Annotated in this window: 16 protein-coding genes; 11 read left to right on the top strand and 5 right to left on the bottom strand. The window is 64.8% G+C overall.

The genetic code is table 11. The features are described 5' to 3' along the window. Window positions 1-32 precede the first annotated feature (32 nt). From AAE021_RS08680 to AAE021_RS08660, 5 genes are all read left to right on the top strand, one after another. Window positions 33-1502 carry an amino acid ABC transporter substrate-binding protein/permease gene (locus AAE021_RS08680; protein WP_342025209.1) on the top strand — a complete coding sequence of 490 codons (1470 nt, stop codon included), beginning with the start codon at window positions 33-35 and terminating at the stop codon, window positions 1500-1502. Next, window positions 1499-2227, top strand: a complete 729-nt coding sequence (locus AAE021_RS08675) for an amino acid ABC transporter ATP-binding protein (protein ID WP_342025208.1) — start codon at window positions 1499-1501, stop codon at window positions 2225-2227. The genes AAE021_RS08680 and AAE021_RS08675 overlap by 4 nt, the downstream gene beginning before the upstream one ends. Before the next feature lie 309 nt (window positions 2228-2536). After that, window positions 2537-2710: a hypothetical protein gene (locus tag AAE021_RS08670; protein WP_342025207.1), complete on the top strand. Its 174-nt coding sequence runs from the start codon at window positions 2537-2539 to the stop codon at window positions 2708-2710. 113 nt (window positions 2711-2823) lie between these two features. Beyond that, window positions 2824-3540, top strand: a complete 717-nt coding sequence (locus AAE021_RS08665) for a DUF2510 domain-containing protein (RefSeq protein ID WP_342025206.1) — start codon at window positions 2824-2826, stop codon at window positions 3538-3540. Between the two features lie 21 nt (window positions 3541-3561). Then, window positions 3562-4341: a hypothetical protein gene (locus AAE021_RS08660; protein WP_342025204.1), complete on the top strand. Its 780-nt coding sequence runs from the start codon at window positions 3562-3564 to the stop codon at window positions 4339-4341. On the opposite strand, the gene AAE021_RS08655 is transcribed toward AAE021_RS08660, so the two are convergent. Beyond that, on the bottom strand, window positions 4338-4619 hold the full coding sequence (locus AAE021_RS08655; protein ID WP_342025203.1) for a hypothetical protein: 282 nt from the start codon (window positions 4617-4619) through the stop codon (window positions 4338-4340). The two genes, AAE021_RS08660 and AAE021_RS08655, sit on opposite strands and share 4 nt — an antisense overlap. Before the next feature lie 198 nt (window positions 4620-4817). Between AAE021_RS08655 and AAE021_RS08650 the strand changes: the two genes are divergently transcribed. Genes AAE021_RS08650 through AAE021_RS08635 form a run of 4 tightly spaced genes read left to right on the top strand, consistent with a single transcriptional unit; the run spans window position 4818 to window position 7136 of the window. Beyond that, window positions 4818-5174 (top strand): PadR family transcriptional regulator, encoded by a 357-nt coding sequence (locus tag AAE021_RS08650; RefSeq protein ID WP_342025202.1) that lies wholly within the window; start codon window positions 4818-4820, stop codon window positions 5172-5174. Further along, window positions 5171-5533 carry a DUF1048 domain-containing protein gene (locus tag AAE021_RS08645; RefSeq protein ID WP_342025201.1) on the top strand — a complete coding sequence of 121 codons (363 nt, stop codon included), beginning with the start codon at window positions 5171-5173 and terminating at the stop codon, window positions 5531-5533. The genes AAE021_RS08650 and AAE021_RS08645 overlap by 4 nt, the downstream gene beginning before the upstream one ends. Window positions 5534-5553: 20 nt before the next feature. Next, window positions 5554-6375, top strand: coding sequence for an ABC transporter ATP-binding protein (locus AAE021_RS08640; protein WP_342025200.1), 822 nt, complete (start codon window positions 5554-5556; stop codon window positions 6373-6375). Then, complete coding sequence (locus AAE021_RS08635; RefSeq protein ID WP_342025199.1) at window positions 6372-7136, top strand: ABC transporter permease; 765 nt, start codon at window positions 6372-6374, stop codon at window positions 7134-7136. Before AAE021_RS08640 ends, AAE021_RS08635 begins: the two co-directional genes overlap by 4 nt. A 162-nt stretch (window positions 7137-7298) precedes the next feature. On the opposite strand, the gene glnA is transcribed toward AAE021_RS08635, so the two are convergent. Beyond that, the gene (glnA, locus tag AAE021_RS08630) at window positions 7299-8723 is read right to left on the bottom strand and encodes a type I glutamate--ammonia ligase (protein WP_342025198.1); all 1425 of its coding nucleotides are present in this window, start codon (window positions 8721-8723) and stop codon (window positions 7299-7301) included. A gap of 248 nt (window positions 8724-8971) precedes the next feature. On the opposite strand from glnA, the gene AAE021_RS08625 reads away from it, so the two are divergent. Beyond that, on the top strand, window positions 8972-9418 hold the full coding sequence (locus AAE021_RS08625) for an RDD family protein (protein WP_342025197.1): 447 nt from the start codon (window positions 8972-8974) through the stop codon (window positions 9416-9418). A 154-nt stretch (window positions 9419-9572) separates the two neighbouring features. Here the strand turns inward: AAE021_RS08625 and AAE021_RS08620 are convergent, their stop codons facing one another. From AAE021_RS08620 to lipB, 3 genes are all read right to left on the bottom strand, one after another. Beyond that, the gene (locus AAE021_RS08620; RefSeq protein WP_342025196.1) at window positions 9573-10325 is read right to left on the bottom strand and encodes a DUF4191 domain-containing protein; all 753 of its coding nucleotides are present in this window, start codon (window positions 10323-10325) and stop codon (window positions 9573-9575) included. Between the two features lie 180 nt (window positions 10326-10505). Continuing rightward, window positions 10506-11510, bottom strand: coding sequence for a lipoyl synthase (gene lipA, locus AAE021_RS08615; RefSeq protein WP_342025195.1), 1005 nt, complete (start codon window positions 11508-11510; stop codon window positions 10506-10508). After that, window positions 11507-12223 (bottom strand): lipoyl(octanoyl) transferase LipB, encoded by a 717-nt coding sequence (lipB, locus tag AAE021_RS08610; RefSeq protein WP_342025194.1) that lies wholly within the window; start codon window positions 12221-12223, stop codon window positions 11507-11509. The genes lipA and lipB overlap by 4 nt, the downstream gene beginning before the upstream one ends. A gap of 123 nt (window positions 12224-12346) precedes the next feature. Between lipB and AAE021_RS08605 the strand changes: the two genes are divergently transcribed. Next, the gene (locus AAE021_RS08605) at window positions 12347-14098 is read left to right on the top strand and encodes a serine/threonine protein kinase (protein WP_342025193.1); all 1752 of its coding nucleotides are present in this window, start codon (window positions 12347-12349) and stop codon (window positions 14096-14098) included. Window positions 14099-14175 lie beyond the last annotated feature (77 nt).

The following is a 14175-nucleotide window of genomic DNA, read 5'->3' as shown; positions in this document are numbered from 1 at the left end:
CCGTTCCGGAACATCTAGGAGACGTTTTCACCTTGCACACTGGCAAACGGGCCCTCCGGGGCCGGGCTAGGTTCGCCGCGCCCTTCGTCGCGGTGACCGCGGCCCTCGCACTGCTCCTTGGCGTCCCCGCAACCGGGGCCTTCGCGGCAGACACCACCAGCGCCGTCGAGGGCAAAAGCTTCGCCGTCGGCACTGACACCACCTTCGCACCCTTCGAGTTCCGCCAGGACGGCGAGCTCGTGGGCATAGACATGGACTTGATCAACGCCATCGCCGAGGAGGAGGGCTTCAGCGTAGACATCCGCTCCCTCGGCTTTGATGCGGCACTGCAGTCGCTGCAGTCCAACCAGGTGGACGGCGTCATCGCCGGCATGTCCATCACCGAGGAACGCCAAAAGGTCTTCGACTTCTCGGACCCGTACTTTGAGTCCGGCATCCAGATGGCTGTCGCCGAGACCAACAACGACGTCTCCGGTTATGAGGACCTGGCCGGCAAACGCGTGGCGGTCAAGACCGGCACCGAGGGCCAGACCTTCGCGGACTCCATCAAGGACCAGTACGGCTTCACCGTAGTTGCCTTCGCCCAGTCGGCGCAGATGTACGACGACGTGAAGTCCGGCGGCTCCGTGGCAGTCTTCGATGACTACCCGGTGCTCGCCTACGGCGTGGCATCCGGCAACGGGCTCAAGACCGTCACGGAGAAGGAAGCCGGTTCCTCCTACGGCTTCGCCGTCAACAAGGGCACCAACCCCGAGCTCCTGGAAGCCTTCAATGCCGGCCTGGCCGAGCTGAAGGCCAGCGGCGAGTACGACGAGATCCTGGACCGCTATCTCGAAGCCGGAGCCAAGGATTCCAGTTTCTGGTCGCTGCTGACCGAGAACGCCCCGGCGTTCGCCAAGGGCATGGGCCTGACCCTGCTGGCCACCGCACTGTCGCTGGTCTTCGCCCTGGTGCTGGGTGTTCTCTTCGGCTTCTTCAAGGTGGGCAGCAACGTCATCCTGCGCGGCATCGCCACCACGTACGTGGCCATCTTCCGCGGCACCCCCGTCCTGGTGCAGGCGTTCTTCTTCTACTTCGGCCTGCCGCAGCTGATCGGCCAGCCGGTTGACGTGCTCACCGCAGGCGTCCTGACCCTGTCGCTGAACGCCGGCGCCTACATGACTGAGATTGTCCGCGGCGGCATCCAGTCCGTGGACCCGGGCCAGATGGAAGCATCGCGCAGCCTCGGTTTGGGCTACGGCAAGACCATGCAGAAGGTCATCATTCCGCAGGCAGTGAAGATCATGACGCCGTCATTCATCAACCAGTTCGTCATTACCCTGAAGGACACATCGCTGCTGGCCGTGATCGGCTTCGCCGAGCTCACCTACCAGGCACAGCAGATCTACGCCGTGAACTTCCGCACCGCCGAGGTGCTGCTGATCGTTGCGGCCCTGTACTTCATCGTCATCACGCTGCTGACCAAGCTGGCGGACGTCCTGGATAAGAGGTTCAACAAGTGAGCAAAATCGAAACCCGCGGACTGCGTAAGTCCTACGGCACCAACGAGGTCCTCAAGGGCCTGGACGTCACCGTCGCCGAGGGCGAAGTCGTGTGCGTCATCGGCCCCTCCGGCTCCGGCAAGTCCACGTTCCTGCGCTGCCTGAACAAGCTCGAAGACATCACGGCGGGCGAGGTGGAGGTCAACGGCTACAGCCTGACCGATCCGAAGGTGGACCTGAACAAGGTGCGCCAGAACATCGGCATGGTCTTCCAGCACTTCAACCTCTTCCCGCACATGAGCGTGCTGCAGAACGTCATGCTCGCTCCGCTGGAACTGAAAAAGGGCTCCAAGGCCGAGGTCCGCGCCAACGCCCTGCGGCTCCTGGACCAGGTGGGCCTGGCGGACAAGGCCGATGCCCGCCCCGCACAGCTGTCGGGCGGCCAGAAGCAGCGCGTCGCGATTGCCCGTGCGCTGGCGATGGCTCCGGACATCATGCTCTTCGACGAAGCCACATCAGCACTGGACCCCGAAATGGTGGGCGAAGTGCTCCAAGTTATCCGCGACCTCGCCAAGGCCGGCATGACCATGGTGGTGGTGACCCATGAGATGGGCTTCGCCCGTGAAGTGGCTGACCGCGTGATCTTCATGGCCGACGGGCACATCGTCGAGGAAGGCGTTCCGGAGGAACTGTTCTCCCGGCCCGCGCAGCCGCGCCTGCAGGATTTCCTGGCGAAGGTGCTTTAGCCCGGATTACCTCACGCTGCACCTCTGGCGCCACGACGGCGGCCGTTCCCTTCGGGGGCGGCCGCCGTCGTCGTTAAGGCCTGCGGAGCCGCCCGGAGGGTGATGAGACCCACGTTGAATTGCTGGAAAGGGGCCTCCTAGACTTAATGGTGGGCAGCTATCTGTTGGTGAAGCGGCGCAAATAAGCCGCACGCCAGACACTGCCCCGGAGTGGATGCGCCCCCTGCGCCGTCCTGAACTCCCCATTCCCTCCGGTTCAGACGGCACTGCGCCGCGCCGGACACTATCAGCAACCCAATGGAGGTATCCATGCTCAATCATGCCGCAAAAACACGACAACGCACCCAACGGTCCACCAAAGCCCAGATCGCCGCAATCATTGCCGGCTGCGCCCTCGTGGCCGGAGGCGTCTCAGCCGTTGAGATCAACATGCTCAACAATTCCCAGCCCGACACATCGGTGAGCACGCAGATCGTGCCCTGACCTGCACGCGGCTTGGTGTCCGCCGCTGAGCGCATTCCGGCCCGGATCGGCTACCGTATGGACTACAACCCATGACGCCCCCGGCTCCGCCGGCCATCCCAGGAGAACACCACATGAGCTCGCCATTGCCAGGCTGGTACCAGGATCCAACGAACCCGGACCAACAGAAATGGTGGGACGGCCAGAACTGGAGCATGCACACCATGCCGCTGGCTCCGGCTGAGCCTTCCGGCTCCGGTGCGCCGACAGCCGGGGATCCGTCAGAGAATCAGCCGGGCCCGGAAACTGCAGCGGTCCCGCAGGCTCCGGCGTTTGGCGACGCCGGCGGCGCAGCCCAAGATCTTCCGTCCTATCCCGGCAACCAGGGCTACCCGGGAGGCCAGCAACAGGCGTACCCGACATTCCAGCCTCCGGCCCAGCCGCAAAGCTACGCCGTAGCGGCCGCTGCAGACGGGCAGCAGGACTACCCGGAGCATCAGGGGTACCAGGGCTACCCGCAGGGGTATGCGGGGCAGCCTGCGGCTTATCCGGGCTACCCCGGATACCAGGGCTATCCCGGATACGGACAAAAGCCCCTGCGCTCCAACCCGCTGGCCCTGACCGGGTTCATCCTGGGGATCGTCTCCTTCTTCATGTTCTTTATCCCGATCGTTGGCTCGGTGATTTCCCTTGCCGCCGGCGCCTTCTCAGCCATCGGGCTGTCAAACCAGAGCGACCGTGCTCCCGTCTACAAGGTGTTCGGCATCATCGGCCTGATCCTGGGTGTCATCTTTACGCTGCTGTCGGTCCTGATCCTGGCCCTCATTTTCTCCGATCCGTACTCTTACTAGCCTCCAGGAAAGGAGCGCACCGTGACTGATCCAGCGGGAGGCCGGAACCAGGCGCTGAGCCGGGAATTTGACGCGCCTGCCGCCAGCGTCTTCGGCGCCCACATCAACTCCCGGCTGCTGAGCCGGTGGGTGGGGCCGCGGGGGAGCGAGCTGCGGATCCGTGATTTTGTGCCACGCACCGGCGGGATCTGGAATTATTCGATCGCATGGCAGGGCCGGGAAGTGGAGCTGTTCGGATCATTCCACGAGGTCACCCACTCGCCCGGCCCTGGCCATGCCGCGCGGATTGTGCGGACGGTTGAATCCGGGGACCACCCCGGCCGCCCACGTCTGGAGGTCCTCAAGTTCACCGACATCGCCGAGGGACGCAGTCGGCTGGAGGTCCTTTCAGCCTTCGCCTCCGTCGAGGACCATGATGCCGGCGGTGCTGAACCGGATATGGCGGGGGAACTGTACGACCGGCTGGACGAGCTGCTGGCTTCCCCGGAACATGATGCGGGCGAAGGATTTCACGGCGAAACGTCCAACCACCGCCCCGGTGAACCGCTGCGGGAGTGGGACGCCATAACGGCCGCCGGCGATTTGGACCTGACCATCCAGGGCTCCGATTCGGGGGAGGCACTGACACGACTGATTAAAGGCGAACCGCTGTCCTCCGAGGATCTTTTCGCCTTCGGACGGCTGAATTCCCTGTGCGTGCTGAAGTGGTTCGAACCGCTGGTCATGCTGTTGGGGCCGGCAGGGCCGCAGATTGCTCCGGAGCATGCCGAGCTGGTCCGGGAGCATACGAAGCTTTTTTAGGCCCGGTCCCGTTTGTCAACCGGACGGCTGCGGTACAGGCGCCACGCGGCCAGCAGGTCATCCCTGGATCCCCGGGGATTGGCCGTGTGCCAGGCCCGGGTAAACCGGTTGTATTCGAACTGGCTGCCAATGGCCTTCTGAATGGAATCCCGGGTGCGGTGCCAGTGTTCGACTGCCCCCGACAGGGTTTGCGTGCCGTCGGCTCCGGCGAAAAATTCCCGCATCGCGGCGTCGAAATGGAAGTCCGGTCCGATCCTCTCACTGAGCCACGCACGCACCTCCTGGCTGCACCGCTGGCCGGCGGGAATCACAGTAGCGTCCGTAAGGGGACCTGTCAGCTGCTCTCTGCCCTGCCGGCGGGTCGCCGGTTCCGTGAAGGGAAGCCCGTCCAGCCCACTCCCAGGGGCTCTTGCCGCACCGCTATTCAGTGTTACTATCTACTAGTACTAAGTAACACCGAGTAGCAGGGTTGGTTCATGGGTAAGCAAATGACCGAGATGCTCAAGGGAACGCTCGAGGGCATCGTCCTTGCACTGCTGGCCGTCCAGCCGGCGTACGGCTACGAAATCACCGCCCGGCTGCGCGACCAGGGGTTCTCGGACATCGTGGAGGGCACCGTGTACGCGCTGCTGGTCCGGATCGAGAAGCGCGGCCTTGTGGACGTGGAAAAGGTCCCGTCGGAAAAGGGGCCGCCCCGCAAGGTTTACTCGCTGAATGCCGCGGGCGGGGCATACCTCGAAGATTTCTGGGGATCCTGGGACTTCCTGGCTGGACGGATCAGGGAGCTCCGCCGGCTGGCGGAAAACACGGAGGAAGAAGGAACGTCACCATGACCGCAAAATGGATCGAGCAGGTTATCGGCTCGAGCGAAGACAAAAAGCGCTGGCGGCAGTACAAAGCCCGCAAAGAGCAGTTGCCTCAGGGCTACCGCACGGCGATTGACGGCCTCGAGCGCTACATTACGTACGCCGGAACGATCGCCAAGGGTGATGTCTTCCTGCAGATGGTCGAGGATCTGGCCGATTTGTTCGAGGGAGCAGCTGCTGACGGAACTCCGATCCGCGGCATTGTGGGAGAGGATCCGGTCGAGTTCGCCGAGGACTTTCTTCGGAACTACACGGACGGCCAGTGGATTAACAAGGAGCGCACGCGCCTGAACGAAACCATTGACCAAGCCGCAGAGGAAGCGTAACCACGGCGGAAGGCCGGGACATGACGCGTCACCAAGCCACGGCCCCCACAGTACGGGTCCAGGGCATCGAAAAATCGTTCAAGAACGTTCACGTGCTGCGGGGCGTGGATTTTGAGGTGGCGGCGGGGAGCATTTTTGCGCTGCTGGGCTCCAACGGCGCCGGCAAGACCACGCTGGTGCGCATCCTGGCAACTACCCTGCGGGCGGACGCCGGCACCGCAGCTGTCTGCGGCTTCGACGTCGGCAGCGAACCTGGGCGGGTCCGCGAATCCATCAGCCTGACCGGACAATTTGCCGCAATCGACGAGGTGCTGACCGGCAGGGAGAATCTTGTCCTCATGGCCAAACTTCGGCAGCTCAAAGACCCCGGCGGGACGGCCGACCGCCTGCTGGCCCGCTTTTCGCTCTCTGATGCGGGCGGCCGCAGGGCAGGCACTTATTCGGGCGGGATGCGCCGGCGGCTCGACATCGCGATGAGCCTCACCGGTAATCCACCGGTCATCTTCCTGGACGAGCCAACCACCGGGCTTGACCCCCAGGCACGCAACGAGGTGTGGCGAACCATTCGCGAGCTCGCGGGAAGCGGCACCACCGTGCTGCTCACAACCCAGCACCTCGAGGAGGCTGAGCACCTCGCCGACCGGATTGCGGTCCTCCACCGGGGCACCATCATCCAGAACGGCACGCTTTCCGAGCTGAGGCAGCTCCTGCCGGCGGCCAAGGTCGAGTACATCGAGAAGCAGCCATCCCTTGAGGACGTCTTCCTTGCGCTCGTGGGTGACGACGACGCCGGCGGCAACGGTCCCGGCCGAACATCGCCCCGCGGAAAGGACCTGCAATGACCTCCCATGTCTTCAGTAACACGCGGGTGCTGACCGGGCGTTCGCTGCGCCACATCGTGCGCAGCCCGGACACGATCATCACCACGGCAGTCACGCCCGTGGCTCTCATGCTGCTCTTTGTGTATGTCCTGGGCGGTGCGATCAACACGGGATCCGGCGGGCCGTATCTGGACTACATGCTGCCCGGCATCCTGCTGATCACCATCGCCTCCGGTGTCGCCTATACCTCCTTCCGGCTGTTCATGGATCTGCAGGGCGGCATTTTCGAACGCTTCTCCTCCATGCCGATAGCCAGGTCCAGCGTGCTGTGGGCACATGTGTTCACATCGCTGGCGGCGAACCTGGCCGCCGTCGCCGTCGTTCTGGCAGTGGCGCTGATCATGGGCTTCCGTACGGGCGCGTCCGTCACCGCATGGCTTGCGGTGATCGGAATCCTGGTCCTGTTTACACTGGCCCTGACTTGGATCGCTGTCCTCGCGGGGCTCTCGGCAAAGACCATCGACGGCGCCAGTGCATTCAGTTACCCGTTGATCTTTCTCCCGTTCATCAGTTCGGCGTTTGTGCCCACGGATTCGATGCCGGGCCCGGTGGCCTGGTTCGCGCAGAACCAACCCGTAACATCCATCGTGGACACAGTCCGGGCGCTGTTCCAACAGCAACCAGTCGGCAGCGGAATCTGGGTGGCCCTCGCCTGGCTGCTCGCGATCCTGCTGCTGGGATATTTCCTTGCGGCCGCCAAGTATCGGCGCACGGTCGCCTAACCCGCCGCGAAATGGCAGAAGGTGCCCTTCTGGACGCTGGGAACAGCCGTTTCTGGCATCTCGGCAACGGGCAAAAGAGAAGAGCCCCGCACCATCCGCCGGAATTCGGCGAACGGTGCGGGGCTCGTCAGCGGGCGGACCCGCTGTCTTGCCTTTGAGGGCTTAGCAGCCGTAGTACAGCTCGAACTCGTACGGGTTCGGGCGCAGCATCAGCGGCTTGATTTCGTATTCGCGCTTGTACTCAATCCAGGTGTCGATCAGGTCCTGGGTGAAGACGCCGCCGGCCTGGAGGAACTCGTTGTCGTTCTCCAGGGCGTCCAGGGCCTCTTCGAGGGAGCCGGGGGCCAGCTGGATGCCGAGGGCCTCTTCCGGGGGAAGCTCGTAGAGGTCCTTGTCGATCGGATCGGCGGGCTCGATGCGGTTCTTGATCCCGTCCAGGCCGGCCATCAGCTGGGCTGCGAACGCCAGGTACGGGTTCGAGGAAGCATCCGGAGCGCGGAACTCGATGCGCTTGGCCTTGGGGTTGGAGCCCGTGATCGGGATACGGATACCGGCAGAGCGGTTGCCCTGCGAGTACACCATGTTGACCGGAGCTTCGAAGCCCTTGACCAGGCGGCGGTAGGAGTTGACCGTCGGGTTGGTGAAGGCCATGACGGCGGAAGCGTGCTTCAGGAGGCCGCCAATGTACCAGCGGGCAACGTCGGACAGGCCGGCGTAACCCTTCTCGTCGTAGAACAGGGGAGTGGCGCCGTTCCACAGCGACTGGTGGCAGTGCATGCCCGAGCCGTTGTCGCCGAAGACGGGCTTCGGCATGAAGGTGGCCGACTTACCCCAGGCGTCCGAGACGTTCTTGACGATGTACTTGAACTTCAGCAGGTCATCGGCCGCGTGCGTCATGGTGGTGAACTTGTAGTTGATCTCAGCCTGGCCGGCGCCGCCAACCTCATGGTGGGCGCGCTCAACTTCGAGGCCGGCGTTGTCCAGCTCCACGCAGATCGCGTCGCGCAGGTCCGCCTGCTTGTCCACGGGAGCCACGGGGAAGTAGCCGCCCTTGAACGGGGTCTTGTTGCCGAGGTTTCCGCCCTCTTCCTCGCGGCCGCTGTTCCACGGTGCCTCAATGGAGTCCACCTTGTAGAAGCTGCCCTGCGGGGAGGACTCGTACTGCACGTTGTCGAACACGAAGAACTCGGCCTCGGGGGCAAAGTACGCGGTGTCGGCGATACCGGTGGAAGCCAGGTACGCTTCGGCGCGCTCGGCAACGCCGCGCGGGTCGCGGTGGTACGGCTCGCCCGTGCGGGGGTTGACGATGGAGAAGTTCAGCGCCAGGGTCTTCTCGATGCGGAACGGATCCAGGAACGCGGTGGTGACGTCCGGGATCAGCTGCATGTCGGATTCTGCGATGCCCTGGAATCCGCGGATGGAAGAGCCGTCGAAAAGCTGGCCGTTGATGAAGAAGTCGGCATCTACGGACTTCGCCGGTACGTTGAAGTGCTGCTGCACTCCGGGGAGGTCGGTGAATCGGATGTCGACGAACTTAACATCTTCGTCAGCGATGAACTTGAGGACTTCGTCCGCAGTTTTGAACATCGGTACTTTGCTCCTTTTACACAATTTGGGTGGATGACTCCGGGTGTCCCGGCCTGACCTGCCCATGGACGGAAACGGCTTCCCTGTCAACTCCTTAGAACTGTAGGGGGAGCAAATTTCTCGACCGTGTCGGCGGTGTTTCAGGCAAGTTACGCGACCGAAGTCTCTCCTCTACCCTAGCCTTAACGGCTCTGTGGAAGCATTTAGGGGCGGAGCGCGGCTTCATTGACGGCGGGTAGTCTTAAACCGTGGTTGATAGAAGAAGCTTAGGCTCGTGGCTGGAAGGCCCTCCGTCCGACGAAAACTCATGGCCCGGCAAGCGCCTCGGCCGGCCCAAGACCGGCCCCGGCAGCATCGGCCGGGTTGGTCCGCGGCTGGGCGCGATTCTTATCGACTGGGCTATCGCCTCGGTGATTTCCTACGCCTTCTTCGGGTGGTCGTCCACGGCCACCCTGGTGATCTTTGCGATCGAACAGATAGTGCTTGTGGGCCTGCTCGGTTACAGCATTGGCCACCGCGTGTTCAGCCTCCAGGTACAGCGCCTCGACGGCACGGCAGCCGGGTTCCTCCCGGCCCTCGTGCGGAGCCTGCTGCTGTGCCTGGTGATTCCCGCCGTCGTCTTCGACACCGACCAGCGCGGCCTTCATGACCGCGCCATGGGCACCGTCCTGGTCAAGGTCCAGCACAAACGCTAAGCACGACGACGGCGGCGGCCGGGCGCCGCCGCTCTTTCAGGGCCGGGGCAGCGGGCCCGGGAAACAGCAATCAAAAAAGGACCCTTTCCGAAGCGGCAACGTTCGGGAAGGGTCCTTTTTTGATGCTTCAGCCGGCACTGCGCCGGCTCAGAGGTTAGCGTCCGCGGGAAGCCTTGCGGTCCGGGCGTGCCTTGTACGGGTCGATTCCCTTGGGGATGGGCAGGCGCGTGCCCAGTGCGGCCAGACGCTTGTTGACCGCCTGGACCTCCTGCTTGGTCAGGGCCTTAGGCAGCTTCTTGGCCTTCTTGGCCACCTGGGAAAGGGGAGTCAGGTTGTCGCCGTTGCCGGTCTGGATGACGTGGACCGGAACGTTCGGGGCGATGCGGTTCATTCGCCGGCGTTCGCCGTCGGCCAGGGCCTTGGCACGGCCCGGGGCGCCCTCGGTCACCAGGACGATGCCCGGGCGGCCGATGGCACGGAAGACGGCTTCCTGGCTGCGGGGGTTGATGGCCACCGGCTGCTCTTCCAGGATCCAGCCGCGGCGGAGGATGCTCAGTGCGGCGCCGGAAGCGCCGGCCTGGCCCTCAATCTGTGTGAAGGCGGCCCGCTCGGCACGGCGGGACAGGATAAACACGGCGGCCAACAGGGCCAGCGGAACCGCGATGATGAGCATCGTGATCCAGTTGTCGATCAGCAGACCGATGATCAGCCCGACGGCGATGATGCCCAGGAACGCGCCCAGCATCACCCACACCAGGTTGGGGTCGTTGCGCCGCGTCATCTTGAAGACGTCGGCAATCTGCTTCATGCGGCCCGGGCCTTTTTTCTTCTTCTCCGCTTTGGGCTTGCGGGAGAAGAGGCCGCGGCGGGCGCTCTTGGGTGCGTCGGAATCTGTGCTGTTGGCCATAGTGGTTCAATTCTACGTGATTCAAGCGTCCGGTCCGTGCGGCCCGGCGCGGACGAAGCCCAAGGCCGGGGCATTCCGCGGTCCGGGTTCGCGGTGGGCGTACGCCGGCGCCCCCACCGGAACGGCCAGAGTGGACAGAGGCCGTTGGCCGGCAGGGGTGGATGGTGCTTTCAGTGGTGGTCAGCGGCGGGCGAGGATGGAGGATGCCTCCTGCAGGGTGGTGCCGGAATCCTCGATGTGTGCCAGCTGCGGCGGGAGCTCCAGGCCCTTTTTGCGCATGGCACCCGCCCAAAGCCGGCCGGCCCGGTACGAGGAACGCACCAGGGGGCCGCTCATTACCCCAAGGAAACCCAGTTCAGTGGCCTCCTCGCTGAGCTCCACAAATTCCTGCGGCTTGACCCACCGGTCCACCGGCAGATGCCGCTCGCTGGGCCGCAGGTACTGGGTGATCGTGAGCAGGTCGCAGCCGGCGCCGCGCAGATCCCGCAGTGCGCCGGAGATCTCCTCACGGGTTTCGCCCATCCCCAGGATCAGGTTGGACTTGGTGACCATCCCCAGTTTCTGTCCCTGCGTGATGACGTCCAGCGATCTTTCGTACCGGAAGGCCGGACGGATGCGCTTGAACAGCCGCGGAACGGTCTCCACGTTGTGCGCAAAGACCTCGGGGCGCGCATCGCAGATGGCCTCAATGTGCTCGGGCTTGCCGGAAAAATCGGGGATCAGGATTTCGACGCCGGTTCCCGGGTTCAGCTCGTGGATTTTGCGGATGGTCTCGGCATAGAGCCAAACCCCTTCGTCCTCCAGATCATCGCGGGCGACGCCGGTGACGGTCGCGTAGCGAAGGTTCATCTTCTGCACCGACCTGGCCACCTTGGTCGGTTCGAAAATGTCGACGGCGGAAGGCTTGCCGGTGTCAATCTGGCAGAAGTCGCAGCGGCGGGTGCATTCAGAGCCGCCGATGAGGAAGGTGGCCTCCTTGTCCTCCCAGCATTCAAAGATGTTGGGGCAGCCGGCCTCTTCACAGACGGTGTGAAGGCCCTCTTTCTGCACCTGGCTCTTGAGCTGGACGTACTCGGGGCCGATGGAGACCTTCGCCTTGATCCACTCGGGCTTGCGTTCCACGGGGACGGCCACGTTGCGCTGTTCGATGCGCAGCAGGCGGCGGCCTTCGGGTGCAAGAGTCATAGGAGGGCTCCTTTCGACCGGCCGGCGGCTTCGCCTGGTTCCGGAGTGGCGGTGTCCGTGGGAACTGGGTGTTCGCGGACAAGGTGTTCCCTGCGGCGGAAGAGTTCTTCTTCCACCCGGGCCACCAGATCGTTCGGTGTTACGCTGCGGCCGGTTTCGGCCGAGATGGTGGTGGTTCCGGCGTCGGCGATTCCACACGCAATGATTTGGCTGTACGGCGCAAGGTCGTTGCTGCAGTTCAGGGCAAAACCGTGCATGGTGACTCCGTGGTGGACCCGGATGCCAATGGCGGCAATCTTGCGGTCGCTGCCGCCACTGCGGACCCAGACTCCGGACCGTCCGGCCACGCGTTCACCACTAATGCCGTAGTCATCCAAAACGCTGATAAGCGCGTCCTCGAGAATCTCGACATATTCGGCAACTTTTGTGGGGTCGGGGAGCCGGAGGATGGGGTAGCCCACCAACTGGCCCGGGCCATGCCAGGTGAGCTTGCCGCCGCGGTCCACCGGAATGACCGGGGTTCCGTCGAAGGGGCGCTCATGGTCCTCGGTGCGCTTGCCCGCGGTGTACACGGGGGAGTGCTCAAGGAGCAGCACGGTATCCGGTGCAGTTCCGGCCAGCACCTCAGCATGGAGGGAACGCTGCCGGTCCCAGCCATCCAGGTAATTTACGTAGTGCGGGGCGAAACCGACGCGCAGGAACTCCAAAGCCATGGGGCTAGCCTAGACCGCCCGCACCCAACTTCCGACTATGGGATACCTCACATTCACTGAACCGCTGGAAGCGGGCTGTGGATAACTTCTGCACGACGCCGGAATCCGGTCTAGAACAGATGCATGGAATCCTATGGAGCGGCCGGAGCGGTGCCCGCCGCCGAGCGTCCACCCGAGGTCGAGTCCGGGTACCGGGCCGGCCGGCTGCTGGGCTCGGGCCGGGCCGGCAGGGTGTGGCTGGCGGTGCGCGGACACGACGGCGCCCACTTTGCCCTCAAGACGCCGGCAGCGGCCGGGGACGGTCCGGCGGGAACTTTTGAAACGCGGCGCGAGCTGAACATCCTCTCCCGGTTTGAACATGAAAACCTGCTGCAGCTGTTCACGGTGCTCGAGACGAGCCACGGGCCCGGGCTGCTGAGCGAATATGCCGAGGGTGGCTCTTTGGTCCGGATCGCTGCCGCGCGTGGGCCGTTGACGGCCGGCGAGGCCGTTACCGTCCTGGTGGGCATCGGCTCGGCGCTGGCATACCTGCACGGGCAGGGGGTTTCCCACGGGCAGATAACCCCCGGCAACATCCTCTTTTCGGCGCAGGGGAAACCGCTGCTCGGTGATCTCGGCACCGCGCAGCTGTTCGGTACCGGCTCTGCAACGGGTATGCCGGGCGGGCACGGAGCTGCAGACCGGACCGGCCCGGAAGCGGCGACCGGCCAGTCTTTCGCCGGCCCGGCAGGAGACGTGCACGCTCTGGCGGCCTTGGGATGGCTGGCACTGACCGGGCATCCCCTGCCGCCTCGGACGCACCGCCCGCGGCTGTCGGCCCTGCTTCCAGCCGTTCCGCCGCTTCTGGCTGAGGCTATTGAGGCAGGTTTGGCCGACGATCAGGACCGCCGTCCCGACGCTGCGGAATTTGTCCGGCTCGTGTTCGCCTCCGCGGTTGCCGAACCGCTGGATCTGGCCATGCCGGTTCCCAGTGCAGGGCCGGAAGCAGACAGCCGCCGCGCCCGGACCGAGCGGGGAAGGGCCGTGCGCGGGCTGCACAGGGGGCGGTGGTCAACGCTTACAGAGGGAAGAAGCCGGGGCGGAGCCGGGGGAAGCGGGCCCGGGATCTCCGGCGGGATGCGGCGCGGCAACCGGGTGCCGCTGAGCGTGGCTGCACTGCTGGTGGCGGCCACGATGGGGGTGGGCGCCGTGGCCGTTGCGGCTCCCGAGCTGCTGCCGGGGAAAGGCGGCACTGAATCCTCCGGTCCGGATGCTGCAGCGGAAGAAGGCGGGACAACGGAGGGGGATCCGAAGCAGGGGGAAGGCGCATTGGGTGAAGGAGGCCAGCCGGAGAACGAAAAGGCACCCGGAACTCCCGGACCGCAGGAACATGACCGGGGACGTGAACAAACAGCGAATCCGCCACCGGATGCGGGAGCGGAAACCGCCGGGGCGCGGGGGCCGCTGACGGAAACACCGGAACCGAAACTCCAAGCGCTGGTGAGGGGAGAGGACCCGGTGGCCGCAGCCGGTGCGCTCGCAGAACTGCGGGCCCGTGCATTCAGCACGGCCAACGCGGAACTTCTGGACGGGGTCAACATTCCCGGCTCTTCCGCCATGATTACGGACCGTGCGGAGATCGCCAAACTGGCGGCAGCCGGAACATTCCTCTCCGGTCTGTCCGTGGAGATTCTCTCCGCCGGACCGGTGCTGCCGGGGGAAGCCGGACGGGTCAGCCTGCCGGCAGCCGTATCCACCTCGGCGTACGCGGAGCGCGATGCCGGGGGAGGCACGGTGCGCAATACGGCAGCCCTGTCGCACCAGGACATCGTCCTGATCATGGTGCGCACGCCGGCTGGATGGCGCATCGAGGACATCCTCCCGGCTCCGGCGTGAGCCGCAGAGGCGGGACCTGCACGCGCCGTCCCGGCCCGCCCTGAGGCGTCCGGGGCCGCCCGAAAGATAGGATCGGG

Origin of the sequence: Arthrobacter citreus (assembly GCF_038405225.1) — a bacterium.
Taxonomy (GTDB): Bacteria; Actinomycetota; Actinomycetes; order Actinomycetales; family Micrococcaceae; genus Arthrobacter_B; species Arthrobacter_B citreus_A.
This window is presented reverse-complemented; position numbering and strand designations above follow the sequence as displayed.